This window comes from Ramlibacter sp. (genome assembly GCF_035706265.1).
Classification (GTDB): domain Bacteria; phylum Pseudomonadota; class Gammaproteobacteria; order Burkholderiales; family Burkholderiaceae_C; genus Ramlibacter.
The window spans coordinates 1-2,547 of record NZ_DASSVG010000600.1 but is presented as its reverse complement, the minus strand read 5'-3'; the positions used below and the strand labels follow the sequence as shown (position 1 = coordinate 2,547).

Below are 2,547 nucleotides of genomic sequence, written 5' to 3'. Positions count from 1 at the left end.
GGACCGCATCTTCATCCTGCACGCCGACCACGAGCAGAACGCCTCCACCTCCACGGTGCGCCTGTGCGGCTCTTCCGGCACCAACCCGTTCGCCGCCATCGCGGCCGGCGTGGCCTGCCTGTGGGGCCCGGCGCACGGCGGTGCCAACGAGGCCTGCCTGAACATGCTGGAGGAGATCCAGCAGATGGGCGGCGTGGCCAAGATCGGCGAGTTCGTCGCCAAGGTCAAGGACAAGAACAGCGGCGTCAAGCTGATGGGCTTCGGCCACCGCGTGTACAAGAACTACGACCCGCGCGCCAAGCTGATGCAGGAAACCTGCAAGGAAGTGCTGGGCGAGCTGGGCCTGGGCAACGACCCGCTGTTCAAGCTGGCCATGGCGCTGGAGAAGGTGGCGCTGGAAGACGAGTACTTCGTCTCCCGCAAGCTGTACCCGAACGTCGACTTCTATTCCGGCATCGTGCAGCGCGCCATCGGCATCCCGGTGAGCCTGTTCACGGCGATCTTCTCGCTGGCCCGCACGGTCGGCTGGATCGCGCAGCTGAACGAGATGATCGGCGATCCCGAGTACAAGATCGGCCGCCCGCGCCAGCTGTTCACCGGCTCGACCAAGCGCGACGTGAAGCCGATCGCGCAGCGCTGAACGCACTCCGCTCCTCGTGCAAAGGCCCGCTTCGCGGGCCTTTTCTCTTGCTGCCTTCGCCTCGCTGATCCAGCGCAAACTCCCGGTCTTGGCCCCGACGGCCGGCAGTCGCCGTCGTTGACGCTGCCCCTGCGCTTCCCCAGAATTGTTGCAACGCACAAAGGGAGGGTTCGCGATGGCCAGGATCGAGCCGGAGGTGGTACAGCTCGGGAGCTACAAGGTACGGCGCGGCGAAAGCTCGGTGTCGGGCCTGTCCTCCGGGGCTTTCATGACGGTGCAACTGCACCTCGCGCATTCGGCCAGCTTCGCCGGCGCCGGGGTGATCGCCGGCGGCCCCTACCGCTGCGCCGAGTCGTGGCGCGGCGCCGCCGCGATCGCCGAGGACGCGTACGTGCAGGGCGCGTTGTTCATCTGCATGAACCCGCTCACCGAGGCGACGGCACCCGATGCCGACCACCTCGTGGCGCTGGCGCGGCAGACCGCCGCCGACGGGCTGATCGACGACCTGGACAACCTCGCCGACGACCGCGTCGACATCTTCAGCGGCCGCAAGGACCGCGTCGTGTCGTCCAAGGTCGTCTCGCGCACCGAACGCTTCTACCGGAGCCTGGGCGTGCGCGACCTGGCATACGACAACACGCAGGACGCCGGCCACGCGATCGTCACGCGCAACCCAGAGGATTCGCCGCTGCCTCTGAACCAGCCGCCCTACATCAACCGCGGCCCGTTCTGGCAATCGCATGCGATCCTGCGGCACATCTACCCGGACCTGAAGGACCCGGTGGCGCATGCCGGCGGAACGCTGGTGCGCTTCGACCAGACCGAGTTCTTCGGCGGCGAGAAGCGCGCCAGCATGAGCGCATTCGGCTACGCCTACGTGCCGCGTGCGGTGGCCGAGGGGGCGCCGGCGCGCGTGCACATCGCGCTGCATGGCTGCAAGCAAGGCTACAACTACGTCGAGTACGTCAATGGCCGGCCGGACAGCGCCAACCAGCCGCCCTACGGCAACCGCTACTTCACCAGCACGGGCTACAACGAGATCGCGGACGCCAACGACATCATCGTGCTGTACCCGCAGGCCGAGGGCTTCGACGACGGGGCCACGCAGAACCCGGACGGCTGCTGGGACTGGTGGGGCTACACCAGCGAGGACCACGAAGCCCCCGACTACTACTCGCGCAACGCCATCCAGATCAAGGCGATCCACGCCATGCTCGAACGCCTGGGCGGCTGAGCCCCATGCAGGAGGAAACACCATGAAGATGCTCAAGTCGCGCCCGGTCACGCCCACCCGCCCGCAGGGTTCCCGCGCGCCGGCCGGCGCACGCACCCGCACGCTGGCGCTGGTCACGGCCGCGCCCGCGCAGGAGGCGGTGCCCGCCGTTCCCGCCGCCAGGGCGCCCGCGGCGGCGCTGCTGCGGACCCACTCCTTCGGCCTGCTGCTGATGGAATCGCTGCTGCGCGCGGCGCGCAATGCGGGCGCCAGCGTGGCGCTGCTGCCCCAGCTCGCGCAGGCCGACACCGGCGCCGAGGCCCTGGAGCTGCAGGCAGCGGTCGTCCAGCGCCTGCTGGAGCTGCAGCAGGGCTGGTGGCAGGCATGGACCATCTGGCTGGAGGAGCTCGCGCAGCTGCGGCGCGCGGACACGCTCTCCGAGCACATGGAACAGTTCTACAACCTGGGCGCGCAGTTCGGCGACTTGCTGAAGGCCCAGGGGACCGACCTGGTGGACCTGCAGGATACGGTGCAGGTGGATTACGGCTACTGGGTCGCGCGGAAGCTGGGGACGGTGGGGGTGTAGCTGGCGGCGCTCACTTCACCCGCTGCTTCTCCAGCTTGCGCGCCAGGGTGCGGCGGTGCATGCCGAGGCGGCGGGCGGTTTCGGAGATGTTGAAGCCGGTCTCGGCCA

Annotated in this window: 4 protein-coding genes; 3 read left to right on the top strand and 1 reads right to left on the bottom strand. The window is 68.8% G+C overall.

The genetic code is table 11. The features are described 5' to 3' along the window. From VFM98_RS21425 to VFM98_RS21415, 3 genes are all read left to right on the top strand, one after another. A partial coding sequence (locus VFM98_RS21425) for a citrate/2-methylcitrate synthase (RefSeq protein WP_325111917.1) occupies window positions 1-640 on the top strand: 640 nt, incomplete at its 5' end. A gap of 175 nt (window positions 641-815) precedes the next feature. Further along, window positions 816-1,874: a poly(3-hydroxybutyrate) depolymerase gene (locus tag VFM98_RS21420; protein ID WP_325111916.1), complete on the top strand. Its 1,059-nt coding sequence runs from the start codon at window positions 816-818 to the stop codon at window positions 1,872-1,874. A gap of 22 nt (window positions 1,875-1,896) precedes the next feature. Beyond that, entirely contained in the window at window positions 1,897-2,439 is a 543-nt protein-coding gene (locus tag VFM98_RS21415; RefSeq protein WP_325111915.1) for a hypothetical protein, read from the top strand. A 10-nt stretch (window positions 2,440-2,449) separates the two neighbouring features. Here VFM98_RS21415 and VFM98_RS21410 read toward each other — a convergent pair. After that, the coding region (locus tag VFM98_RS21410; protein ID WP_325111918.1) for a helix-turn-helix domain-containing protein at window positions 2,450-2,547 on the bottom strand (98 nt) is incomplete at its 5' end.